The organism is Streptomyces tanashiensis, assembly GCF_014648895.1.
Lineage (GTDB): Bacteria > Actinomycetota > Actinomycetes > Streptomycetales > Streptomycetaceae > Streptomyces > Streptomyces tanashiensis.
Genome location: NZ_BMRZ01000002.1, coordinates 958,563 through 983,876, shown reverse-complemented (window position 1 = coordinate 983,876; position 25,314 = coordinate 958,563). Strand labels below are relative to the sequence as shown.

At 72.0% G+C, this 25,314-nt stretch carries 14 protein-coding genes; 7 read left to right on the top strand and 7 right to left on the bottom strand.

The features are described from left to right. Positions 1-255: 255 nt before the first annotated feature. The 5 genes from IE237_RS09900 to IE237_RS09880 all read right to left on the bottom strand — a co-directional run bounded on the left by IE237_RS09900 (position 256) and on the right by IE237_RS09880 (position 4,853). A complete protein-coding gene (locus IE237_RS09900) occupies positions 256-2,289 on the bottom strand; it encodes an ABC transporter ATP-binding protein (protein WP_189801417.1) in 2,034 nt (677 codons plus the stop codon). Between the two features lie 429 nt (positions 2,290-2,718). Then, complete coding sequence (locus IE237_RS09895) at positions 2,719-3,165, bottom strand: winged helix DNA-binding protein (RefSeq protein WP_189801416.1); 447 nt, start codon at positions 3,163-3,165, stop codon at positions 2,719-2,721. After that, on the bottom strand, positions 3,162-3,644 hold the full coding sequence (locus IE237_RS09890) for a MarR family winged helix-turn-helix transcriptional regulator (protein ID WP_189801415.1): 483 nt from the start codon (positions 3,642-3,644) through the stop codon (positions 3,162-3,164). Before IE237_RS09890 ends, IE237_RS09895 begins: the two co-directional genes overlap by 4 nt. A gap of 115 nt (positions 3,645-3,759) precedes the next feature. After that, a complete protein-coding gene (locus IE237_RS09885; protein WP_189801414.1) occupies positions 3,760-4,416 on the bottom strand; it encodes a hypothetical protein in 657 nt (218 codons plus the stop codon). Then, positions 4,413-4,853, bottom strand: coding sequence for an ester cyclase (locus tag IE237_RS09880; RefSeq protein ID WP_189801413.1), 441 nt, complete (start codon positions 4,851-4,853; stop codon positions 4,413-4,415). Before IE237_RS09880 ends, IE237_RS09885 begins: the two co-directional genes overlap by 4 nt. Before the next feature lie 494 nt (positions 4,854-5,347). Between IE237_RS09880 and IE237_RS09875 the strand changes: the two genes are divergently transcribed. The 3 genes from IE237_RS09875 to IE237_RS09865 all read left to right on the top strand — a co-directional run bounded on the left by IE237_RS09875 (position 5,348) and on the right by IE237_RS09865 (position 9,120). Continuing rightward, complete coding sequence (locus IE237_RS09875; RefSeq protein WP_189801412.1) at positions 5,348-6,745, top strand: APC family permease; 1,398 nt, start codon at positions 5,348-5,350, stop codon at positions 6,743-6,745. A 194-nt stretch (positions 6,746-6,939) separates the two neighbouring features. Then, the gene (locus IE237_RS09870; RefSeq protein WP_189801411.1) at positions 6,940-7,347 is read left to right on the top strand and encodes a hypothetical protein; all 408 of its coding nucleotides are present in this window, start codon (positions 6,940-6,942) and stop codon (positions 7,345-7,347) included. Between the two features lie 264 nt (positions 7,348-7,611). Beyond that, on the top strand, positions 7,612-9,120 hold the full coding sequence (locus tag IE237_RS09865; RefSeq protein WP_189801410.1) for a right-handed parallel beta-helix repeat-containing protein: 1,509 nt from the start codon (positions 7,612-7,614) through the stop codon (positions 9,118-9,120). 57 nt (positions 9,121-9,177) lie between these two features. Here the strand turns inward: IE237_RS09865 and IE237_RS09860 are convergent, their stop codons facing one another. After that, a complete protein-coding gene (locus tag IE237_RS09860) occupies positions 9,178-9,576 on the bottom strand; it encodes a nuclear transport factor 2 family protein (protein ID WP_229842492.1) in 399 nt (132 codons plus the stop codon). A 215-nt stretch (positions 9,577-9,791) separates the two neighbouring features. Here IE237_RS09860 and IE237_RS09855 point away from each other — a divergent pair, with 215 nt between their 5' ends. Further along, positions 9,792-12,818, top strand: coding sequence for an AfsR/SARP family transcriptional regulator (locus IE237_RS09855; protein WP_189801647.1), 3,027 nt, complete (start codon positions 9,792-9,794; stop codon positions 12,816-12,818). 23 nt (positions 12,819-12,841) lie between these two features. Here IE237_RS09855 and IE237_RS09850 read toward each other — a convergent pair whose 3' ends face one another. Continuing rightward, positions 12,842-13,087 (bottom strand): hypothetical protein, encoded by a 246-nt coding sequence (locus IE237_RS09850; RefSeq protein WP_189801668.1) that lies wholly within the window; start codon positions 13,085-13,087, stop codon positions 12,842-12,844. 305 nt (positions 13,088-13,392) lie between these two features. Between IE237_RS09850 and IE237_RS09845 the strand changes: the two genes are divergently transcribed. The 3 genes from IE237_RS09845 to IE237_RS09835 all read left to right on the top strand — a co-directional run bounded on the left by IE237_RS09845 (position 13,393) and on the right by IE237_RS09835 (position 25,273). Next, a complete protein-coding gene (locus tag IE237_RS09845; RefSeq protein ID WP_189801409.1) occupies positions 13,393-14,736 on the top strand; it encodes a helix-turn-helix domain-containing protein in 1,344 nt (447 codons plus the stop codon). Positions 14,737-14,945: 209 nt separating this feature from the next. After that, positions 14,946-24,491, top strand: coding sequence for a non-ribosomal peptide synthetase (locus tag IE237_RS09840; protein ID WP_189801408.1), 9,546 nt, complete (start codon positions 14,946-14,948; stop codon positions 24,489-24,491). Further along, positions 24,488-25,273: a thioesterase II family protein gene (locus IE237_RS09835; RefSeq protein WP_189801407.1), complete on the top strand. Its 786-nt coding sequence runs from the start codon at positions 24,488-24,490 to the stop codon at positions 25,271-25,273. The genes IE237_RS09840 and IE237_RS09835 overlap by 4 nt, the downstream gene beginning before the upstream one ends. The last annotated feature ends 41 nt before the right edge of the window (positions 25,274-25,314 follow it).

Here is a 25,314-nt window from a genome sequence, read left to right as displayed (position 1 = left end):
GGCACCTGCCCGCCCCCACAAGGATTGTCCGTCAAGAGGCGGCTTCACGGGCACCGAGAGCCCTCGGACGTCGCTCGGCGAGTCCGAGCTCCACCAGCCAGGGCGAGGTCGCCGGCATGCCGGCCGGAGGACCGGAGAGCGGGAAGAGGCTGGTCGGCGCGGCGGCCGCCGCGCCGATCGTTCCGCTCTCCGGCCCCCTTCACGGCCCGGGAGGGAAGGGTTCTCCAAAGACGAAGCGTTCTCCGGAGACGGGTCTCACGCCGTCGTCCCCTCCGGCGCGCTGCCCCTGCCGGAGCCCCGGGTCTGCCCGGGAACGGCGGGCGCCAGGAACTGGCGGGCCTGCAGGTTGTACGCCTCCCGGAACGCCCCGGTGCCGTGGGCCGGATCCATGAGCTGTTCGAACGTGCCGTGCTCGACGACCCGGCCCCGCTCCAGGACGTAGATCAGGTCCGCGTGGCGGACGCTGTGGAGCCGGTGGGTGATCAGGACGGTGGTCTGACCCGTGCCGGCGAGGCGGTGGATCTGGTCGAAGACCCGCTGCTCGGCCACCGGATCCAGGGCGCTGGTCGGCTCGTCGACGACCAGCACCTGTCCGTTCCGGTAGCGCGCCCGCGCCAGGCCGATCTTCTGCCACTGGCCGCCGGAGATCTCCTGGCCGCCCTGATAGCCGCGGGCCAGCAGCGTGTCCAGGCCGCGCGGCAGCTTCGCCACGACGTCGTCGGCGCCCGCGTACACGGCAGCGGCGTCGACGTCGCTGTCGTCGATCGTCCCGCCGGGCCGGCCGATCCCGATGTTCACCCTGGCGGTGAACGGCCACCGCTGGAAGTTCTGGGCGACCATCGCCACCCGGGAGAAGAGCCGGGCCCGGCAGGCCTCCGCCGCGTCCACCTCGCCCCACATCACCCGGCCGGTCGCGGGCATGTGGAGACCGCACAGGAGCTTGGACACCGTGGTCTTGCCCGAACCGTTCGCCCCCACGAGCGCGACCGTCCTGCCGCGGGGGATGACCAGGTCCACCTCCCGCAGCGACGGCTCCTCGGCGCCCTGGTAGGAGAAGGTGACCTTCTCGAAGCGGATCGCGTCGAAGTCGTCCGGCACGTCCAGGCCCCCTTCCGGGATCGCCCGCCGCTCGGCCTCGGTGCACAGCCGCTCCAGGTCGGCGACGAAGAGGGACTCCTCCTGGATGTCGGTGACCCGCAGCACCAGGTCGGTGATGCTCGCCGATCCGGCCCGGATCGCCAGCACCGCGGTGCCGCCGACGGCGAGCGCCATCTGCCCGTTCCACAGGAGCAGACCCAGCACCGCGTACGCGGCGACCGTGGCCGCACCACGGGCTCCGTCCGCGAACAGTCCCGTGCGGGCCCCCACCCACGCGAGCCGGGTCTGCTCGCGCTCGCTGGTCTCCGCCATGCCCCGGAAGTGCTCCAGCAGGAACGGTCCCACGTCATGGACCCGGACCTCGCCCGCCGCCTGCTGGTCGATCAGGAGCCTGCTGAGCAGCTGCGCGGCGCGTGCGTGCTGGACGAACCGGTGCCAGCTCTCGTACCGCGCCCGGGCCATCGTCAGGGATCCCCACGCGCTCGGCAGCGCCATCGCGATCAGGAGCGGCAGCAGCGCCACGTGCAGGACCGTCAGCACGCTCGCCGCCGCGACGAGGGAGATCGCCGAGGCGACCACGGCCGTGCAGTAGCCGACCATCCGCCGGGCGCCGTCGGCGCCCCACTGCGCCGAGTCCATCAGTTTGTGGAAGGCGTCGTCCTCGATCGCGTCCATCTCCACCCGGGCGACGAGGCCCAGGTAGCGCTCGGTGGCCACGCGCTGGACCTTCGGTTCGAGGATCCCCGTCGAGGCGGTCGACGCCGACTGGAGCAGCGAGGAGACGACCGCCATCACGGACACGAACACCAGTGAGGGCACGGCCGCCCGAAGCCGGTCGACGAGGATTCCCGAGGCCAGCAGCTCGGCCAGCAGCGCGTTCACCGCCACCAGCGAGAACGCCTGCGCCACACCGCGGCCGACCTCGCTGACCGCCACCGTGGCGAGGGCGCGGGGGTCGGCGCGCCGGGCCAGCCGCACGGCGATCGCGACCTGCCGCGGGAAGCTCACGGCCATGTGCCACATGCCCAGCTTGACCCAGGTGCCGCGGTGCTGGCTCCAGCCCTGGTCGTAGGCGAGTTCACCGCCGAACAGCAACCGCTCGGACGCCGAGACGGTCTCCGCGGAGGTCGTGGCCGATGTGTCGTCCGTGGTGGGGGCCGTGGACGACGCGTCGTTCGTGGTGGTCGTCATGCGGCCCACCTCGCATCCGGACGTGCGGAGCGGAAGGAACCGGCGCTTCGGCGCGGGTTCATGGCGAGGTTCCGCCGGCCGAGGGGCCGGCGGGGAACGACGGGAAGGGGGGTGGCGATGCGGTCGGGAAGGGGGTTCATGGCGTTCTCCGGGAGCCGGGTGTCGGACTGTCGGAGAGCTCAACGACCAGGCCAGGCCGGTCGAACACATGTGTTTCGGACGGCGCCCGAACCCCGTGGCACGGCGAATGCGCGTTCGTGCCGGGTGCATCGACCCTTGCGGCGCGTGGGTCGTGCCCTGGCGGGAGTGTGGCCGAAACGCCGAGAGCGGGCGCCCGCAACCGGCGTGACCAGAGCAACCAGGGCGATCGGAGCAACCAGAGTGACGAGAGCGGCAGCGCCTCTCCGGCCCTGCCGGGGCCCGTGGGGCTCAGGCCCCCGCCAGCTCGGCGTTGGCGCGCTGCGTGATGAGGGTGAGCACGCGACCCGCGACCGCGAGGTCCTCGGCCGGGATGCCGGCGTAGAGCCGGGCGGAGATCTCGGCGGTCTCGGCGGTGGTGGTCTCGTACAGTTCCCGTCCGGAGTCCGTGAGCCGCAGACGGGAGGTCTCGGCCGGGTCCTGTTCCAGCAGCTTCGTGGCCGTCAGTTCGTCGATCACGGCGCGGACGGCCGACTCGTCGGTCTTCAGCGAGCCGATGACGTCGGAGACGAGCTCGTCCCGGCCGACGGAGTCGCCCGCGAGGACGACGGCCCGGAGTGTCACGCTCTGCTCGAACGTGGCGCCGTGGCGGGTCAGGACGCCCTCCAGGAGTGCGCGTGCGGCGTAGTGCGCCAGGGCGATGACGCGTCCGTTGGTCGTGGGTGCGGTGGTGGTCATGACTGCTCCTCGGAGTTCTCGGTGTGCGGATCAAGAGGTGCGTCGAGCAGGGTCGCCAGTTCGCGGGTGAACTGCCGTGCGCGCGGGCTGTCCTGCCCCCCGAGCGGTTCCAGCATCTGGTCCAGGAGTCCCTGGACCACGCCGATGGCGCGCCGCGTGACGTCGTGCCCCTCCTCGGTGAGCGACAGCTGCATGGCGCGGGGGTCGTCGGGGTCCCGGGTGCGGGCGACGAGTCCGGACGTCTCCAGCGCTCGGGCGAGCTTGGAGACGTACAGCGGTTCGAGCCCGGTGTGGTCGGCGAGCTGCCGTTGGCTCGGCCGGAGCCCGGAGCGCGCCATGCCGTACAGGGATCCCAACAGTGCGTACTGGGCATGGGTCAGGCCCAGGGGTGTGACCGCCCGGTCGACGGCCACGCGCCACTTCATCGACAGGCGCCAGACGAGGAAGCCCGCCGTGGCGCTCTCAGTTGCTGAACTCACAAGAGATACAGTACATGGATACTATGTACATGGCTACTATTTTCGGGCTCGCGTCCGTAGCTGGGGCGGGGGCCGGGCGAGGGCCGGGCGGTGGTCACCGCCCGGCCCCCGGCTGCTAGCCCTTCTTCCCCCCGGCCGCGGGGGAGGTGCGGCCGCAGGACAGGCGCGCCGCCTCCTGGGCCGGATCCCCCGCCTTGGGCTTCTCGATCGGGGTGGAGCATTCCAGGACACCCGAACCGTCCAGGGTCCAGCCGATCGCACGGCCGGCCGCTCGTGTGCCGTTGTCGCAGCTGTACTGGAAGTCGGCGGTGACCTGGTGTACGTAGGCGAAGTCCACGAAGGTTCCGGCGCCGTCGACGCTGGTGGTGCGGGACTGGAGCTTGGGCGCGGGCCTGCGGACGTCGGCGAAATCGTAGACGACTCCCTCGGCGGCCTCGTAGTCCCCGATGTGCGTGCCCAGGGAACGCAGCGTGGCCTTCGTGTCGAGCCGTGGGCCCTTCTCGAAGATGACGGCGGTGGCCGGAGTGTGGAGCCGCGACAGCTCGTTCGTCAGGGGGCCGCCTCCCTTGCCCAGCTTCTGCTTCTCGGCGATGCCGGTCAGCACGTCCCGCGCGTCGACGTTGAACCAGGTGTACGTGCCGTTCGCGCAGGCCGTGGCGGCCGTCTTCGTGGGACGGGCGGCCGTCCCGCCGCTCTCGGACGTACAGGCGGCCGTGCCGGTGAGCAGCGCGGCGACGGCGCACGCGGAGAGAGCGGCCTTCGTGATCTTCATGTTCGTGTCCCCCTGAAACCTCTGGCCATTGGTCGATGGCTACGTCGACCCTGCCTTCGAGAAGCTTGCAGGACAAGGGACTTGAGCCACTTCTGAGCTGGGCCGGGAGTCCGTGGGCGGGGGGCGCGGGCCGGCCGCCACCGGTACTCGCCGCGGTGGGTCCCGGTCACCGTGTTCCTGGAGACGACCCTGTCGCCCTCCGCGACCGTCTCCTCGACGGTGACGTGGAGGTCGGGGAACGCGCGCAGGAGGGTCTCCCAGACCCGCTTCAGGGCCTCCGCTCCCGTCGCGCCCAGGGGCACCGGGGCGTGGAAGACCATGTCCGGTGCGGCCAGCTCGTCGATGGCCCTCGCGACGAGGCCCGGGTCGCCGCTGTTCGTGGCGGAGTGAAAACGGTGGAGCGCCGCGATGTTTCCCGTCGCCTCGGCTGCCGACATGGGGTTCTCCTTCTGCTGGGGACGAGTGGAACGTCTCGGCAGTACGACACCGCGGCGGCCGGGAATGTGACATGGCCGGTCCAGACAGCGGTGCCGGGCCGGCGCGGGAGCGGAAGCGGCGCGGGAACGGAAGCGGCGCGGGAACGGAAGCGGCGCGGGAACGGAAGCGGCGCGGAACCGGAAGGGGCGGCCTCTTCGGGGTGCGCCCGGTGTTCCGGCATGTGGAGCGGCGGTAAAGCGCGGGAAAAGTCCTCCCGGGCGGGCTGCGGTTCCCGCACGGAGTGTTTCGGCCGTCTTGACGCGTTCTTGACGCCCCGACGCCCCGCCCGGGCGTGTCGGAGCAACGGATTCCGCAGCAAGGGGGCCATTGACCTGCGGTTCTGCTCACGCTTCCATTCAGCCCGGGAGCCCACGGAACCACCTGATCACCAGCCGCCTCGGAGGCGATACCGCTCCCGCTCAGATCTACCGCTCGCATCGATCGGAACCGCCTGATGACCGACACCCTCAGCGCACCGCACGCGTTGGCCCCCCAGACCGGCCCCGTGCCGCAGAAGCTCAAGCGTTCCATCGGTGTCGTGGGCGGCACACTGCTCACGCTGTCGTGCGTGACGCCCGCCTCCACCCTGTTCGTGGTCGTACCGGACCTGTTCGACGGAGTCGGCACGTACGCCGCGCTGACCATCGCCATCGGCTCGCTGCTCTGTATCGGCGTGGCGTTCTGCTACTCCGAGCTGGGCACCCTGATCCCCAGCGCGGGCGGCGAGTACGCCATCGTCTCCACCCTCTCGGGCCGCCTCGCCGGCTGGCTGGTGTTCGTCCTCTCGCTGCTGGTCGTGATGATCGTGCCACCGGTGATCGCCATGGGGACCGCCGACTACCTCGCGCCCCTGGTGCAGGTCCCCGCCCCGCTCGCCGGCGCGGGCGTCATGCTCCTCGCCACCCTCGCGGGCCTCCTCGACCTGCGCGCCAACGCCTGGATCACCGGCATCTTCCTCGTCCTCGAAGTGATCGCCGCGGGCATCGTCGCGATCCTCGGCTTCGCCCACTCCGAGCGGGGCGTCGGCTCCCTCGTCCACGGCCAGGTCGCCGCCGAGGGCGGCACCCACTCGCTCGTCACCGGCGCGATGGTGGTCTCCGGCCTCGCGATCGCCCTCTTCATCACCCAGGGCTTCTCGACGGCCGTCTACCTCTCCGAGGAGCTGGAGAACCCGCGCCGCAACGTGGCCCGCACCGTGCTCGCCACCCTCGCCATCTCGACCGCCGTCATCCTCGTGCCCGTCGTCGCGATCACCCTCGGTGCCGGCGACCTGGAGACCCTCACCGGCGGCGACATCAGCGGCATGATCGCGGCCTGGTCCAACTCCGCCGTCGGCACCTTCATCAGCCTCTGCGTCGCGCTGGCCATCATCAACGCGGGCATCGTCATGGTGATCCAGAACTCCCGCGTGCTGTTCGCGTCCGCCCGCGACAAGGCCTGGCCGGAGCCCGTCAACAACGCCCTGTCCCGCCTGGGCCGCTTCGGCTCCCCGTGGGTGGCCACCCTGGTCGTGGGCGTGCCCGGCGCGGCCCTGTGCTTCGTCAACCTCGACACCCTCTACGGGGTCACCGGCGTCTCCGTCACGGGCATGTACCTGCTGGTCGCCGTCGCGGCCCTGTTCAGCCGCCGGGGCGCACACCGCCACGTCCCGGCCTGGCGCATGCCGCTGTGGCCGGCCGTCCCGGTGCTGCTCATCGGTGTGCTCGCGTACGTCCTGTACATGCAGGACGTCGAGTACCTGCTGTGGACGGGCGGCATCACGGCGGTGGCCACCCTCTACTGGGCGCTCTACCTGCGGCCGCGCAAGGACACCCGCTGGCTGGTCAGCATCCCGGAGGACGACCAGGCCTGACCCGGCCGGCACCGACCCACCCGAGGACCGGGGCGCTTCCTGTCGCCCCGGTCCTCGGGCGTTCCGGGGTGTGGGCCGTTCGTGTCGTGCGCGCCGTACGACGTCGGGGGCCGATCACTCCGTACGGGGGGCGGGCGGCACCACCCGCGTGTCGTGACGGGCGCCGTCGGCGGCGGAAACGTATCTGTGCATGCATGACCACTCACATGGAACACCTGTTGAACGTACGCCTGTGCGAGCGCTTCGGTGACGCGGCCGGCTGGTCCGAGGTCACGCGGCTGACCGCCTCCCATCTCCGGGTCGTGGTCACGGCGCTGGGGGCCGAGGACGCCCTGACCTTCCTGACGGCCGCGCGCCGAGCGCTCGACGAGGAGGAATCCCGGGCAGGAACGATTCATCTGGGCTTCGGGGCCCACCTCTGGACCCACCTGGAGGACGTCTCGTGGGGCGCGTCGTCCCTGGCCAGGACGTCGGCCTGGGACGCGATGCTGACCCTGCACCGCCTTTCCGTACTGGCCCCCGATCCAGGCCTCGGCGCTCATCTCGACAGCGCGGTGGACGCCTGCCGACTCCGCCTCGTGCCGGCCGCGGCCGGGTTCTGACGGGGCGGGCGGTACGGGGGGCGGTGCGGGGGCGCGCGGGAACGGCGAAGCTCGCGCGCCCGGCGACGACGGGCAACGGTGACCGTGCGGCGGCGGCTTCCCTGGCCGCCGCGTCCACCACGCACCCCCGTACACCCCCGTCCGAGATCGACCAATCAACCGCCTGCTGATCGATATTCGATCAATCGACGGGAATGCATTGACTCGATCACCGCCCGCACCTAATTTCTGGCCGCACCCGACCGCCAGAAAGGTTGTTGCGTCATGACCATCAGAGCTTTGCCCGCACGGCAGTTGATGGGCCGCGCCCTCATCGCCGCCTCCCTCGCCCTCAGCGGCACCGCCGTCCTCCCCGGCGCACCCGCCGTCGCCGCGGGAAGCGTCACCTATGTGGACTGCTCACGGGCGACCGCGGGGGACGGCAGTCAGACGGCGCCGTTCAACAGCGTCGGACAGGCCAACGGGAAGACGTACGGGCCCGGCGACACGCTCGCCTTCGCCTCCGGCACCACCTGTACCGGCGCCCTCGCCCCGCGGGGCAGCGGCACCGCCGCCGCGCCCATCGCCCTGACCGCGTACGGCACCGGCGCCCTGCCCGTGATCGACGGCGCCGGCGCCCCCGACACGGTCTCCCTGACCAATCAGGACCACTGGCGCATCAGCAACCTCAAGCTCACCAATCCCGTCCCCACCGTCGCCCGCCGCACCGGTCTGCGGATCTCCGCCACCGACGGAACGGCGCACCGCGGCTACGACATCGGCAACCTCGTCATCGACCGGGTGGCCGGCCAGACGAACAAGAACAGCCCGACCACGGAGGACTTCGTCCAGTCCGCCGGCATCGTCACCGGCGCGAGCGGCACGAACTCGACGCTCAACGACGTCCACGTCCACGACAACCAGATCAGCAACACGGGCGGCGGCGGCCTCAAGATCCGCGTGGGCGCCATGGCCGTCAAGGGCACCGGAGTCCTCATCGAGAACAACACCGTCAAGGACGTCGGCGGCGACGGCATCATCGCCAGCTACGCCGACGCGCCCATGATCCAGTACAACAACGCCTCCGGCGTCGGCAACGGCGTCTACCCCTTCTCCGGCGGCAACTTCGCCGGCATATGGGTGCTCGGCGACCACAACCCCACCATCCAGAAGAACGCCGTGTACGGCATCACACGGATGTCCGTGGCCGACAGCCAGGCGTTCGACTGCGACTGGGGCAACACCGGCACCTGCACGATCCAGTACAACTTCAGCCGCGACAACATCGGCGGCTTCTTCCTCGACTGCGACGGGTGCGGCACCATCGGCGGCGCCCAGCAGGTCATCCGCTACAACATCTCCGAGAACGACTGCCGCATGAGCAGTGTCAGCGCGGGACGTTCCGCGCTGCACCTGTACAACAACGTCCTCTACTGCACGGACAAGAAGTTCAACATCACGCTCCCCGACGAGAGCGTGGTCGAGAACAACATCTGGGTGGGGACCACCGACTCCCGACTGCCCACCGCGGCCGGGATCTCCTGGCTGTGGAACGTCTTCCAGGGAGTGCCCCGTCCGACCGCCAACGGCATCGCCGGCGACCCGCAGTTCGTGAACCCCGGCACCGGCGGCGACACCATCCACTCCGTCGACGGCTACAAGCTGCGCGCCACGTCCCCCGGCCTGAACAACGGCTCCGTGATCAGCGGCAACGGAGGGCGTGACTACTGGGGGAACCCGGTGAGCGCGACCACGAAGCCGCACCGCGGCGCGTACAACGGTCCGGGGCTGTAGCCCCCGCGTCTCCGCGCTGCGGACCGAGGACGGGTGGGGTCCGTCCTCGGGCGTCGCTCAGGGTGCCACGTGGTAGTACCGGGTACAGGAGAGGACCATGCCGTCGTCGGCGATCGTGAAGACGTCGACGAAGCGCAGGTCCTGTCCGTCGGTGCCCGGGACCACGCGGCGCCCGGTGGCGACCACGCTGCGGTCCTGGCCCACCACCCGGTCGATCTCGTAGCGCGCCCTCGGCGCGGAGCGCCCGAAGTGCGTGTGCAGGACCGCCGTACGGCCGCGGAACGCAGGCAGCCCCGGCAGTTCGAGGACCACTCCGTCGTGCAGCAGGGAGGCGCACGAGTCGAGGTCACCGGCGTCGAGGTAGTCGTAGACCAGGCGGACGTGGTCCATTCCCGCGGCGGTGACCAGGTCGGCCTGTCCCGGCAACCCGGTGCTCGTGTCATCTTGGCGGTTCAACGGCTGAGCCCCTTTCACTCTCGGCCAGGATTCTGGGGGGAGCCGCCAACTCCACGTTATCCCCCCTCTATCTCCGACCGGGATCTTCACGGCATGGACAGGGCGGGGGTGGTTGTGGAGACTGTCCTCACTCGGACCTGACGTGTCAACTCGTTTCTTTGGTGGGGGAATCGGTGACGGACGACATCGGGGACAGATCCCAGGAACTCCCGGACATGTCGCCCCTCGCCTTCCGGGTCTTGGGGCCGCTGCAGGTCCACGGCCCCGACGGGCCGCTGCGGCTCCCGCCCGGGCGCCAGGAGGTGATCCTCGCGGCGCTGCTCCTGGAGACGAACCGGGTGGTCAGCACCAACCATCTGGTGGACCTCATCTGGGAGGACAACCCGCCGGAGACCGCCCGCACCCAGGTGCAGATCTGCGTCTCGCGGCTGCGGAAGCTGCTCGCCGGGGCGGACGGCGAGGTCTCCATCACGACCCGGCCCCCGGGATACGTGCTCCACACCGACGCGGCCAACGTGGACGCCGCGCTCTTCACTAGCCTCGTCTTACGGGCCCGCCGGCTGCGCGACCAGGGTGAACTCGCGCAGGCCGTAGAGCTGTTGAGGCACGCGGTCACGCTGTGGCAGGGCGACTGCCTGTCGGGACTCGACAGCGGCCCGCTCGCCAACAAGGCGCGTCAGCTCAACGAGGAACGGCTGAACGCCGTCGAACTCCGCATCCAGCTCGAACTCGAACTCGGCCGGTACGACGGCCTCGTGGGCGAACTGCAGCGGCTCACCCACGAACACCCCCTGCGGGAGAAGCTGCGCGGCCAGCTGATCCAGGCGCTGTACTGGTCGGGACGGCAGGCCGAAGCCCTGGAGGCCTTCCGCACCGCACGGCGTTTCCTCGCCGAGGAACTCGGTCTGGAACCCAGCCGGGAGCTCAGGGACCTGGAAGCGGCGATCCTCGCCGGCCGCCTTCCCGCGCCCGCCGGGGCCGTGCCCGTCCGCACACCGGGGGAGAAGGCGCCGCACGAGGAACCGGCACGGCCGGCGGTGGCGAAGGCGGAGGAGGAGGCCGACGCGGCCGCCCCGGCGGCCACGCCGTCTGCAGAATCGGTTCGCCAGGACGCCGTACCCCACCAGCTCCCCGCGGCCGTCGCCGACTTCGTGACCGACGCGGGCCGGATCGCCGCACTCGAAGAGGCACTGACGGGACGGCCCGGCCGCACCACGGTCGGGCTCGCCGCCATCACCGGAAAGCCCGGCACCGGCAAGTCGACCCTCGCCGTGCACGTCGCCCACATGCTCTCCGAGTCCGGCTTCCCCGACGGCCAGCTCTACTGCGACCTGCGCGGCACGACCGGCACCCCGGCCACCCCCGAGGAGGTCCTGGGCAGGTTCCTGCGCGCCCTCGGCATCCCCGGCCAGCTGATCCCGGAATCCCTGGACGAGCGGGCCGAGATGTACCGCACCCGACTGGCCTCCCGCCGGGTCCTGGTCGTCCTCGACGACGCCGCCGGCGAGGGCCAGGTGCTGCCCCTGCTGCCCGGCAGCCGCGGCTGCGCCGTCCTCGTCACCGGCCGCGCGCGCCTCACCGCCCTGCCCGGGGCGCACCGAGTGGAACTCGACGTGCTCGCCGAGGACCAGGCGCTCGAACTGCTCTCCCGGATCGTCGGACGCGAGCGGGTCGCGGGCGAGGCCGCGGCGGCGGAGGCCCTGGTCCGGACGGTCGGACGGCTCCCGCTGGCCCTGCGGATCGTCGCCGCCCGGCTCGCGGCCCGCCCGCACTGGACCCTGGCGTCCATGGTGCAGCGGCTGGCCAACGAGCGGCACCGGCTCGACGAACTGACGCACGGCGAGATGACGATGCGCGCCAGCCTGTCCCTCACCTACGAGGGCCTGGCGCCGGAGGACCGCCGGCTGCTGCGGCTCCTGAGCATGGCGCAGGCACCGACCCTGCCGAGCTGGCTGGCGGGAGCGCTGCTCGACGACCGCCGCCCCTTTCCCTCGGACCTGATGGAACCGCTGGTCGACGTGCAGATGCTGGACGTCGCCGGAGTGGAGCGGACCGGCGGTTTCCGGTACCGCTTCCACGAGATCATCCGGGTGTACGCGCGGGAACAGCTCGCCGCCGAGCACACGCCCGAGACACGGCAGGAGGCCCTGGCCCGGATGGCGGGCGGCTGGATGCACCTGGCCCAGCAGGCCCACCGCACGGTGTACGGCGGGGACTTCACCGTCCTGCACGGCGACGCGCCCCGCTGGGAACCCCCGGCCTCCTACTCGGACGAGGTGCTCGCCGATCCGCTGGCCTGGCTCGACGCGGAACAGGCCTCGCTGTGCGGCATGGTCGAGCACACCGCCGACGCGGGCCTCCACGACCTCAGCTGGGACCTCGCGACCTCACTCGTCACCCTGTTCGAGGTGCGCGGCCACTACGACCTGTGGGAACAGACCCACCTGAGCGCGCTCGCCGCGGTCCGCAAGGCGGGGAACCTCCGCGGCACCGCCGCGATACGGGCCTCGCTCGGCTCGCTCTACATGAGCCGCAACCAGTTCGACACGGCCCGGCAGGCCCTGAACTCGGCGCTCGACGTCTTCCAGGCGCTCGACGAGCCGATGGGCGAGGCGCTGTGCCGGCGCGACATGGCCCTCATCGCCCGCACGAGCGGCGACGACGCCTCGGCCCTCGAGCTGTACCGCAGGTCCCTGGCCGACTTCGACCGGGCCGGCGACGTCGTGGGCCGCGCGATCGTCCTCACCCAGAGCGCGCACATCCGGATGCGGCAGGGCGAGATCGCGGCGGCACAGAGCCAGTTGGACGAGGCGCTCGACATCTACGAGGGGGTCGGCTACACCGGCGGCCGGGCGCGCACCCTGCGGCGCGTCGGGCAGCTGCTGCTCGAACAGGGCCGGAGCGACCTGGCGGTCCTGACCTTCACGGAGGTCCTGGAGCTCTGCCGGGATTCCGGAGACGTGATCGGAGAGGGCCACCTGCTCCGCGACCTGGGGCACGCCTTCGCCGTCATGGGCCGCCCTGACCGGGCGAGGGACTTCTACGACCGTGCGGTGACCGCACGGGAGGGCGTCATGGATTTTGGGGGTGGCGCGCTGGCGCGCCTTGACCTCGCCCGTCTCCTCGACGCGGAGCCGGGGCGCTCCCGGGAACTGCTCGTCCCTGCCGTCGAGGTGTTCCGCGAGCGGCGGATGGGGCGGGAACTCGCCGAGGCGGAGAGGCTGCTCGCGACCGGCGGCTGAGCCCGCGGCGGACCGGACCTGGATCAGTCCCAGGGGTTGTTGTCGTTGATGCACGGGGTGGTGGTGCCACCGGTGGTGGTGCCCCCCGTGGTCGTGGTGCCGCCGGTGCCCGTCCCCGTGGTGGTGCAGCCGGCCGTGGTGCCCGTGGTGCTGCCCGTGGCGTCGTCGGCCCAGCTCGCCTGGACACCGGCACCGGTCACGATCACGAGCAGCGCGGTGGTGACGGCGGCGCGGAGGGTGGTGCGGGCGGCGGCGGTGGTGTTCGACATCGGGTCCTGCCTCTCGGTCGTGTGCGGCGCTTCCTTGTGACCACCAACTTAGGAACCCGCGGATTCACGGCACCGCTCGCTGCCTTATCACCCCGCTATCACGGAACGGCCCCCCGCCCGCACCGCTATCACGGGCCCTGCGGCGCTATCACGGGACCGCGGCCGGCCCTTAGTGCCGGGATGCCCCCTGAATAGTCGCGTCCGGACGATTGCTTCCAGCAGACGGCGAGGCGTGGCCCCCGGTCGGCGGCCCCACCGGGCCGCCGGCCGGAGACCCGCCCCAACTCGACGAGCGGGAGCTTCTCATGACGACCAGTCTCTCCCCGGAGGACACCGTGACGGCCACCGCCGCACTCGGCACCCTCATACGCGGCCACCGGCTCCGCATCGGCCTGACCCAGCAGGAGCTGGCGGACCTCTCCACCATCAGCGTCCGCGCCATCCGCGACCTGGAGAAGGGCAAGGCGCAGCGGCCGAGAGCCGACACCATCCGGCTGATCGCCGACGGCCTGCGCCTGGGCCCCCGCGCCCGCACGGCCCTGGAGGACGCGGTACGGCGCGGCCACCGGTTCGGCGTCGGGGCCCGGCACCTCACCGCCGAGCGGCCGGCCCCGCCCGTACCGCTGCACCCGCTGATCGAGCGGGACGCCGAGGCCACCGTCCTCACGGACGAGCTGCGCTCCGGAGCCGAACGGCTGATCACCGTCGTCGGCCTGAGCGGCGTCGGCAAGACGAGACTGGCCCTGGAGGCGGCGGCCCGCCTGCACGATGCCGGCTTCCCGGTGCTGTGGCACACCGCCCCCGGGGCCGTCGCCGACTGCCTGCCGGCCTGCGACGACCAGCCGGCCGCCCTGACGGCCGACTGCGCCGCGTTCCTGCACGGCCACGGCCGGACCGACGACCTGCTCCCCGAACTGACCGGCGCACTCGGCGACCGCGCCGTGCTCCTCGTCCTCGACGGCGTCGACACCGCACGACTCGACTTCCCGCGCCTGAGCCGACTGCTGCGCGAGCTGCCCGGACTCCGCCTGCTCGTCACCGCCGACGAACCCTGGAACGTCCCCGGCGAACGCCTCTTCCTCCTCTCCCCGCTGGAGGCTCCGGACCCGTCCGGCGGCGTCCGCCCCGACGCGCCCGCCGCCCGCTTCTTCCTCAGCCGCCTCCGCCACGTCCGCCCCGACATCGTTCCGGACGACCGCGTCCTCGCGGACGTCGCGTGGGTCTGCCACCGGCTCGACGGTCACCCGCTCGCCCTCTCCGCGGCGGCCTCCTGGCTCACCGTCTGCGACCTGGCCACCCTGCGCGGCATCGTCGAGACCGACCCGGCACCGCTGCTCGACCACCTGGCCGACGGCCCGTCCGGCTCACGTCTCCGCGAGCGCGTCGCCCGTACCCTCGCCGCCCTGCCCGACGGCCACCGGGAGCTGATCGGCGCGCTCTGCGCCGCGAGCGAGGACGCGTTCGTCCTGGAGGACGTCGTCCGGCTGACCGGCATGCCCCTGCCGTACTGCGGGCGCGCGGTCCGCGACCTGCTGGTCAGCGGCGTGATCCGGTCGAGCACCGACACCGGCCGCTCCGCGTTCCGCGTGCTGTGTGTGGTGCGGGCCCTCGCGGCGGACGCCCTCGCGACCACGACCCCGGTGCGCTGACCGGCACTCCGGCCCCCGGCGGGTTCCCCACGACTGCCGGAACCGCTGCCGCCCGACTGCCGCCCCGCCGCGGAACCGCTGCCGTACCGCCGGACCAACTGCCGCTCACGGCACCGGCCCACGGGTTGTATGGCGACTGCCCCGGCCGCGACCGCCCCACCCGCGTCCTCCCTCTCCCTCCTCTGTCGTGACTTCCACAGGAGCCCCTCATGCCGTTCGACACGCCCGTCGCACCCGCTCCGGCTGCCGTCCGGTTGCCGCTCTCGGTGGCCCAGCGTGACATCTGGACGGCACACGCCCTCGACCCCACCGGCGTGAAGTACAACGTCGCCGAGTGCCGCGAGATCAACGGCCCCGTGGACGCGGGGCTGATGGCGGCCGCCTGGCGCCGGCTCGTCGAGGAGGCCGACTTCCTCCGCATCAGCCGCTTCGAGGACGACGGCGAGCAGGTGTGGCAGGTCGTCGACGCCGACGCCGGCACGCGCAGCCTGCCCTTCACCGACGTGAGCGCCGCGGACGACCCCGAGGGCGAGGCCTGGCGGCTGATCGACGCGCTGATCACCGCCCCGTTCGACCTCACCTCCCGGCCGCCGGTCCGCTGCGCGCTGATCAGACTCGGCGAGGAGCGGTACTTCTACTTCTACGGCTTCCACCACCTGGTCGTCGACGGCGTGGGCGTCTCCATGGCACTGTCGCGCCTGATCGAGCTGTACGAGCGGGCCGTCGCCGGAGACCCCTGGGGGCCCTCCCCCTTCGGGAGCCTCGCCGAACTGCTGGCCGAGGACGCGGAGTACCGGGAGTCCGAGGAGGCCGCCGCCGAGCGCGCCGCCTGGCGGGAGCACCTCGCCGGCGCGCCCGACGCCCCCGCGGGGCTCGTCCGGGGCACCGGACGGCTGCGGGCCGCGCAAGGCGGCCTGCCCTTCGCCCGGCGGAGCGTACGGGTGTCCCCGGCGGACGCCGACCGCCTCCGTACCGTCGCACGCGGTGAGCGCGCCTCCTGGTCCGTCCTCCTCGTGGCGCTGTTCGCGGCCTACCTGCACCGCGTCACCGGACAGACGGAGCTGATGATCGCCCTGCCCGTGACCGGCAGGACGTCCCGACGGGCGCGCAGCACCCCGGGCATGTCGTCGAACGTGGTCCCGCTGAGGCTCCGGGTCCGCCCCGAGGACTCGCTCGGCGCACTCGTCCGCTCCGTGGGAGCCGAGGTCAAGCACGGCCTGCGCCACCAGATGACCCGGTACGAGGACCTGTGCCGCGACGCCGGCCTCATCGACGGCGCCCGCAGACTGGCCACACCCGTCCTCAACATCATGGGCTTCCACGCGGAGCTCACCGTGTGCGGCCACCCGACGGTCAACCACAACGTGAGCAACGGCCCGGTCGACGACCTCAGCGTCGCCGTTCTCGACCTGGGCGCGGCGAACGGCCTGCGCATCGACTTCGACACCCCGGTCGAAGGAGTCGACGTGACGGCCGTCGCCGGCCACCAGGACCGGTTCGCCGCCTTCCTCACCACCGCCCTCGCCGGCGAGCGGCCCACCGAACGCGGCGTCGCCGAGCTCGACGTGCTGTCGGCGGCGGAGCGCGAGCTCCTCACGGGCCGGTGGGCCGGGCCCGTGGCCGACACGGTGGAGACCACGCTCGTCGAGCGGTTCGAGGAGCAGGTGGCACGGTTCCCCGACGGGGTCGCCCTCGTCGACGAGGCGGGCGAGGTCACCTACGCCGAGCTCAACGCCGCCGCCAACCGCTGGGCCCGCCACCTGCGGTCCCGCGGTCTCGGGCGAGGCGACATGGCCGGCGTCCTCTTCGAGCGCGGCACCCGCTTCGCCACCGCCCTGCTCGCCGTCCTGAAGACCGGCGCCGCCCATGTGCTCCTCGACCCGGACTTCCCCGACGACCGGCTGCGCTCGGCGGCCACCGACGCCGGCATCAGCCACCTCGTCACCCGCCCGGTGCTCGCCGAGCGCGTCGAGGGCCCCTGGGCCACCCACACCGAGGCCCCCGGCGAGCTCCTGACCCGCCACCCCGGCAACCTCGGCCTTCCGCTCGGCCCCGACGACCCCGCCTGCCTCATGTTCACCTCGGGCTCGACCGGCCGGCCCAAGGCCATCCTGTCCTCCCACCGCAACCTGGTGGCGACCCTGATCGGCCAGCCCTACCTCCCCGCAGGCCCGGACCAGGTCTACCTCCAGTGCTCGCCGGTGTCCTGGGACGCGTTCAGCCTGGAGTTCTGGGGTGCCCTCCTGCACGGCGGCACGGCGGTCCTCCAGCCGGGCCAGAAGCCCGAGCCGGCCCTCGTGACCGAACTGGCGCGCCGGCACCGCGTCACGACGCTCCTGCTGTCCGCCACCCTCTTCAACTACCTCACGGACGAACACCCCGAGGCCTTCGACACCGTCACCACCGCCTTCACGGTGGGCGAGGCGGCCTCCCCGGCCCACGTCCACAAGCTCCAGCGGCTCAGGCCCGGCATCGCCGTCCTCAACGGCTACGGACCCGCCGAGGTCATGATCTACGCGACCACCCACACCATCGAGGCCGGGGACGAGCCGCACGCGGTGATCCCGATCGGCACCCCCCTGGTCAACAAGCCGGCCTACGTCCTGGACGCCCGGCTGAACCTGTGCCCGCCCGGCGTGACGGGCGAGCTGTACGTGGCGGGCGAGGGCCTCGCCCACGGGTACCTGGGCCGGCCGGACCTGACCGCCACCCGCTTCGTACCGGATCCCTTCGGCCCGGCGGGCGGCAGGCTCTACCGGACGGGGGACCTGGCCCGCTTCGACCGGGACGGACGCCTCCTCTACGAGGGCAGGGCGGACGACCAGATCAAGATCCGTGGCTTCCGCATCGAGCCCGGTGAGACCGAGGCCGCGCTCCTGACCCACCCTCGGGTCACCCAGGCCGTCGTCACCGTCCACGAGAAGAGGCTGGCCGCCTACGTCGTCGTCACGGACGTCGACGCGGACGGCGGTGCGGACGCCGCAGCGGACCCCGACGAGATCCGCCGGCACGTCGCCGACCTGCTGCCGGAACACCTCGTCCCCACCTACCTGACCGTACTCGACCGCCTGCCCGTCACCCCCAACGGCAAGATCGACAAGCGGGCGCTCCCGGCACCGACGGCCCCCGTGGGCACGCACCGGGCACCGCGCGACGAGACCGAGGAGATCCTGGCCGCGCTGTTCGGCCGGACCCTGGACACGGCCGGCCCCGTCGGCGTCGACGACAGTTTCTTCGCCCTCGGCGGCCATTCCCTGCTCGCGGCGCGGCTGACGAACCACATCGCCGACGCGTTCGGCATCCGGCTGACGATCCGTGACGTGTTCGGCCGTCCGACGGTGGCGGGCCTCGCCGAGCTGCTCGCGGAGCAGGGCGGCGCACGGGCCGCCGTCCCGCCGCTGGTCGCGGGGGAGGGGGCCGGAGACACCGCGCCGGCGTCGTTCGCCCAGCGGAGGCTGTGGCTGCTCGCGGAGTTGGAGCGGGACAGCGCGGCCTACAACGTACCGATGGCGATACGCCTGGCGGGCGCCCCGGACCGTGCGGCGCTGGAGTCCGCGCTGAGCGACGTGGTGGAGCGGCATGCTCCGCTGCGGACGGTGTTCGAGTCGGTGGACGGGGAGCCACGCCAGCGGATCCTTCCTCCGGAGCGTGCGCGCGTCTCCGTGGACTGGCTCCGGATCGAAGACCACGCGCTGGAGCAGGAGTTGGCAGCGGCGGCAGGACGTGTCTTCGACCTGACCGGGGATCTTCCGCTGCGGGCGGTGGTGTTCGAGCTGGGTGACGGTTCGATGGTGTTGTCGCTGGTGGTGCATCACATCGCGACGGACGGTCTGTCGAACGGTGTGTTCTTCGCGGATCTGCAGAAGGCCTACGAGGCCCGGGTCGCGGGCGTCGAGGGACGTGTCCTCGACCCTCTGGCCGTGCAGTACGCGGACTATGCGGCGTGGCAGCGGCGGGTGTTGGGCTCGGCGGACGACTCCGGAAGCGTGCTGGGCCGGGAGGTGGACTTCTGGCGCGGGGCACTGAAGGGTCTGCCGGAGGAGCACGGTCTGAATCTGGACCGCCCGAGGCCGGCCAGGGCCTCGCACCAGGGCGGTCAGGTCGAGGTCGGCTTCGGCGAGGACCTCTTCGAGCGGGTGACCGCGTTCGCGAGGGCGGAAGGGTGCACGCCGTTCATGGTGGTGCACGCGGCCCTGGTCGCGGCGCTGACCAGGCTGGGTGCGGGGTCGGATCTGGCGATCGGTACGCCGGTGGCGGGTCGTGGTGAGCGGTCGTTGCAGGATCTGGTCGGGTTCTTCGTGAACACGCTGGTGCTGCGGACGAGCAGTGCGGGTGACCCGAGCTTCCGTGACCTGCTGCGGCGGGTGCGTACGGCGGATCTGGACGCCTTCGCCCATCAGGAGGCCCCCTTCGATCTCGTCCTCGAAGCGGTCAACCCCACCCGGAGCCTCGCTCGTCACCCCCTCTTCCAGATCAGCCTCGGCCTGGAGTCCGACGGAGGCCCCGCCTTCGAACTGAGCGGACTCGGGACCGGCCCGGTCGAGAAGTTCGCCAGCGGATCCGCCAAGTTCGACCTGGAGTTCTTCCTCCGCTCCGACGACGAGAAGGAGCTGCGGGCGACCGTGCTCTTCGCGGCGGAGCTGTTCGACGAGGCCACGGTACGGCGGATGGCGACAGTCCTCGGCGGCGTACTGGTCCAGATCCTCGACGAGCCCGGTCTGCGCCTGTCCGAACTGGAGGTGCTGTCGGCGGCGGAGCGCGAGCTGCTGACGGGCCGGTGGGCCGGGCCGGCCGCCGACGCGGTGGACACGACGCTCGTGGAGCGGTTCGAGGAGCAGGTGGCACGGTTCCCCGACGGGGTCGCGCTCGTCGACGAGGCGGGCGAGGTCACCTACGCCGAGCTCAACGCCGCCGCCAACCGCTGGGCCCGCCACCTGCGGTCCCGCGGCCTCGGCCGCGGCGACATGGCGGGCGTGCTGTGGTCGCGCGGGGTCGACTTCGCGGCGGCGGTGATCGGGGTCGTCAAGGCGGGGGCGGGTTACACGCTCCTCGACCCGGACTTCCCGGACGAGCGGCTCCGCTCGGCGGCGACCGACGCCGGCATCAGCGTCCTGGTGAGCGAACCCCGCCTCGCCGCACGCCTCGACGGACCCTGGGACACGGCCTCCTGCTCCCCCGAGCAGCTGGCGGAACTCAGCGGGGAGAACGTCGGCACGGACCTGAGCGCTGATGACGTGGCCTGCCTGATGTTCACGTCGGGTTCGACGGGTCGGCCGAAGGCGATTCTGTCCTCGCACCGGAATCTGGTGTCGACGGTGAGTGGTCAGTCGTACGGTTTGTTCGGTGCGGGTGAGGTGTTCCTGCAGTGCTCGCCGGTGTCGTGGGACGCGTTCAGCCTGGAGTTCTGGGGTGCGCTGCTGCACGGTGGTGCGACGGTGTCGCAGCCGGGGCAGCGGCCGGAGCCGATACTGATCGAGGAGTTGTCCCGTCGGCACGGGGTGACGATGCTCCAGCTGTCGGCGAGCTTGTTCAACTACCTGGTCGACGAGCACCCGCAGGCCTTCGACACGGTCACCGTCGCCTTCACCGGCGGCGAGGCGGCTTCCCCGGCGCACGTGCACAAGCTCCAGCAGCTCAAGCCGGGCATCAGGGTCGCCAACGGCTACGGACCGGCCGAGTCCATGGGATTCACGACCACCTACACCGTCGAGCCCGGCGACGAGCCGCAGGCGCTGATCCCGGTGGGTGCGCCGCTGGTGAACAAGGCCGCCTACGTCCTGGACGCCCACCTGAAGCTGTGCGCGCCGGGCGTGACCGGTGAGCTGTACCTGGCCGGTGAGGGCCTCGCCCACGGATACCTGGGCCGGCCCGATCTGACCGCCACCCGCTTCGTACCGCATCCCTTCGCGGCGGCCGGTGACCGGCTGTACCGGACGGGAGACCTGGCCCACTTCGACCAGTACGGTCAGCTGCACTACGACGGGCGGGCGGACGACCAGATCAAGATCCGCGGCTTCCGCGTCGAGCCGGGTGAGACCGAGGCCGCCCTCCTCAACCATCCGGCCGTCACCCAGGCCGTCGTCACCGTCCACCACGAACAACTCGCCGCGTACATCGTCGCCGACGAGGGCACGCAGCCCGACGAGATCCGCCGGCACGTGGCCGACCGGCTGCCCGAGCACCTCGTTCCCACCCACGTCATCCTGCTGGAGCGGCTGCCTCTGACCCCCAACGGGAAGGTCGACAAGCGCGCCCTGCCCGAGCCCGGCCCCGTCGCCTCCCTCGGCCGTGCCCCGCGCACGCCGCTGGAGGAGACGCTCCTCTCGCTCTTCGCCCGCACCCTCGACACCACCGCCGACCTCACCATCGACGACGACTTCTTCCACCACGGCGGCCATTCGCTCCGCGCGGCGCGCCTGACGAATCACATCGCCGAGGCGCTGGGCGCACGGTTGACGATCCGGGACGTGTTCGGTCGTCCGACGGTGGCGGGCCTCGCCGAGCTCGTCGCCGGCCGGGGCGAGGGGGAGGCGCTCCCGCCGCTGGTCGCGGGGGAGGGGGCCGGGGAACTGGTTCCGGCGTCGTTCGCCCAGCGGCGGTTGTGGCTGCTGGCTCAACTGGAGGCGGACAGCGCGGCCTACAACGTGCCGATGGTGGTGCGGTGCGAGGGCGGGCTGGACGTCCAGGCGCTGGAGTCCGCGCTGAGCGACGTGGTGGAGCGGCATGCTCCGCTGCGGACGGTGTTCGCGTCGGTGGACGGGGAGCCGCGCCAGCGGGTCCTGCCTCCGGAGCGTGCGCGCGTCTCGGTGGAACGCCGGAGCATCGCCGCCTCCGATCTGGCCGCGGAGCTGGCGCGGCTCGCCGCTCGTGTCTTCGATCTGGCGGTCGATCTTCCCCTGCGGGCGGTGGTGTTCGAGCTGGGTGACGGTTCGGTGGTGCTGTCGCTGGTGGTGCATCACATCGCGACGGACGGTCTGTCGAACGGTGTGTTCTTCGCGGATCTGCAGAAGGCCTACGAGGCCCGGGTCGCGGGGGCCGAGGGCCGGGTTCTTGAACCCTTGGCCGTGCAGTACGCGGATTACGCGGCGTGGCAGCGGCGGGTGTTGGGCTCGGCGGACGACCCCGGGAGTGTGCTGGGCCGGGAGGTGACCTACTGGCGTGGCGCGTTGGAGGGTCTGCCGGAGCAGCACGGTCTGAATCTGGACCGCCCGAGGCCGGCCAGGGCCTCGCACCAGGGCGGTCAGGTCGAACTCGATCTCGGTGCCGACCTGTTCGATCGGCTCGCGGTCCTCGCCCGTTCGGAAGGGTGCACGCCGTTCATGGTGGTGCACGCGGCCCTGGTCGCGGCGCTGACCAGGCTGGGTGCGGGGTCGGATCTGGCGATCGGTACGCCGGTGGCGGGTCGTGGTGAGCGGTCGTTGCAGGATCTGGTCGGGTTCTTCGTGAACACGCTGGTGCTGCGGACGAGCAGTGCGGGTGACCCGAGCTTCCGTGACCTGCTGCGGCGGGTGCGTACGGCGGACCTGGACGCCTTCGCCCATCAGGAGGCCCCTTTCGACCTTGTCCTCGAAGCGGTCAACCCCACCCGGAGCCTCGCTCGTCACCCCCTCTTCCAGATCTGCCTCGGCCTCGAAGTGGGCGGCGTCCCGGAGCTGCGCCTGCCCGGAGTCCGCACCGCCGAGATCTCCGGCCTGGGGAACGGGGCGGCCAAGTTCGACCTCGAGTTCCTGCTCCGCTCCGACGACGGCCGGCGCCTGCACGGCGCGATCCTCTTCGCGTCCGAGCTCTTCGACGAGGAGTCGGTACGGCGCATGGCGTCGGTCCTCGGGCAGGTGCTGTCCCAGGTGCTCGACGACCCCGGTCTGCCGCTCTCGTCCCTGGAGGTGCTGTCGGGCGCGGAGCGTGAGCTCCTGACCGGTCCGTGGGCGGGGACCGTCGCCGAGACGGGCGACGCGTCCCTCGTCGAGCGGTTCGAGGAGCAGGCGGCCCGCCGTCCGGAGGCGACGGCCCTGATCGACGGTGACCGCGAGGTGCCGTACGCGGAGCTCAACGCCATGGCCAACCGGTGGGCCCACCACCTGCGGGCGCACGGGCTGGGCCGTGGCGACATGGCGGGTGTGCTGCTGGAGCGCGGGGTGGAGTTCGCGGCGGCGGTGATAGCCGTGGTCAAGTCCGGGGCGGCGTACACGCTCCTCGACCCGGACTTCCCCGACGAGCGGCTCCGCGCCGCGGCGGCGGACGCCGGCATCACCCACCTCGTCACCGCACCGGCCCTCGCCGGGCGGGTCACGGGACCGTGGCAGACACACACCGAGGCCCCGGGCGAACTGCTCACCCGCAACCCCGGAAACCTCGGCCTGCCACTCGGCTCGGACGACTCCGCCTGCTTGATGTTCACGTCGGGTTCGACGGGTCGGCCGAAGGCGATTCTGTCCTCGCACCGGAATCTGGTGTCGACGGTGAGTGGTCAGTCGTACGGTTTGTTCGGTGCGGGTGAGGTGTTCCTGCAGTGCTCGCCGGTGTCGTGGGACGCGTTCAGCCTGGAGTTCTGGGGTGCGCTGCTGCACGGTGGTGCGACGGTGTTGCAGCCGGGGCAGCGGCCGGAGCCGGTGCTGATCGAGGAGTTGTCCCGTCGGCACGGGGTGACGATGCTCCAGCTGTCGGCGAGCTTGTTCAACTACCTGGTCGACGAGCACCCGCAGGCCTTCGAGACGGTCACCGTCGCCTTCACCGGCGGCGAGGCGGCCTCTCCGGCGCACGTGCACAAGCTCCAGCAGCTCAAGCCGGGCATCAGGGTCGCCAACGGCTACGGACCGGCCGAGTCCATGGGATTCACCACGACGCATCCCATCGAGGCGGGTGACGAGCCGCAGGCGCTGATCCCGGTGGGTGCGCCGCTGGTGAACAAGGCCGCCTACGTCCTGGACGCCCACCTGAAGCTGTGCGCGCCGGGCGTGACCGGTGAGCTGTACCTGGCCGGTGAGGGCCTCGCCCACGGATACCTGGGCCGGCCCGATCTGACCGCCACCCGCTTCGTACCGGACCCCCTCGGCCCCGTGGGCAGCCGTCTCTACCGGACCGGCGACCTCGCCCACTTCGACCGTCACGGCCGTCTCCACTACGACGGGCGGGCGGACGACCAGATCAAGATCCGCGGCTTCCGCGTCGAACCCGGTGAGACCGAGGCCGCGCTCCTGACGCACCCCGACGTCACCCAGGCCGTCGTCACCGTCCACCACGAACAGCTCGCCGCCTACGTCGTCTCCGACGGGGACACGCACCCCCAGGAGATCCGCCGGCACGTGGCGGAGCGGCTCCCGGAGCACCTGGTCCCCGCGCACCTCATGGTCCTTGAGCGGCTGCCTCTGACCCCCAACGGGAAGGTCGACAAGCGCGCCCTGCCCGAGCCCGGCCCCGTCGCCTCCGCCGGCCGTGCCCCGCGCACGCCGCTGGAGGAGACGCTCCTCTCGCTCTTCGCCCGCACCCTCGACACCACCGCCGACCTCACCATCGACGACGACTTCTTCCACCACGGCGGCCACTCCCTCCTGGGCGCCCGCCTCACCAACCACATCGCCGGTGCCCTCGACGTCCGCCTCACCATCCGCGACGTCTTCCAGCACCCCACCCCCGCCCGGCTCGCCGAGCACATCGCCTCCCTGAAGACCGCGCCGGCGAAGAAGGCCCGTCCCGCCCTCCGCCGCCGCACCAGCCAGACCACGACCGCGACCGCGACAGAACGGATCAGCTCATGAGCACCTTCCCGACCCCCGCCCCCGAGGACGTCGTCTGGGACCTGCCCGGCGACCTGCCGCACCGCCTGTCGCTGCTCGTGCTGCCGCACGCCGGAGGCAACGCGCACGCGTACAGCGCGTGGCGCGAGCACCTCCCGGCCGATGTACGGCTGCTCATCGGCCAGTACCCCGGCCGAGGCGCCCGCTTCAGCGAGGACCTGCCCGAGTCCGTCGACGACCTGGCGCTGCCCGTGGTCGACGCCCTCCCCGCGGACACCGGTGCCCTGGTGGTGCTCGGGCACAGCATGGGCTCCCTGGTCGCCTTCGAGGTGACCCGCGCCCTGCAGGCCGTCGGCCGCACCCCGCAGGGCCTCGTCGCCTCCGCCTGCCGGGCGCCGGTGCTGCCCAACCAGTGCCCGGTGCACCCGGAGCGCCTCGACGACGACGACCTGGTCGCGGCCATCAAGGAGCGCGGCGGCACCGACGACGGCATCCTCGACGACGAGGAGCTCCGCGAGATCGTCCTGCCCTCCATCCGCGCCGACTTCGCCATCGACGACGCCTACCGGTGCACCGCCCCGGCCGTACGGCTCGACTGCCCGGTCGCGGTGTTCGGCGGGGACGCCGACCCGATCGTCCCGGTCGACATGCTCGACGGCTGGTCGCTGGTGGCCGGACACCCGGTCGTGCCCGAGGTGCTGACCGGCGACCACTTCTACTTCCAGCAGGACCTGCCCGGCTTCTTCGCCCGGCTGAACCCGGTCCTGGAGGCCCTGCACGCCTCCGCCCCCAGCAACGCCTGATCGCCCGCCGACCCAAGCCCCTCCTAGGGATCACGAGGAAC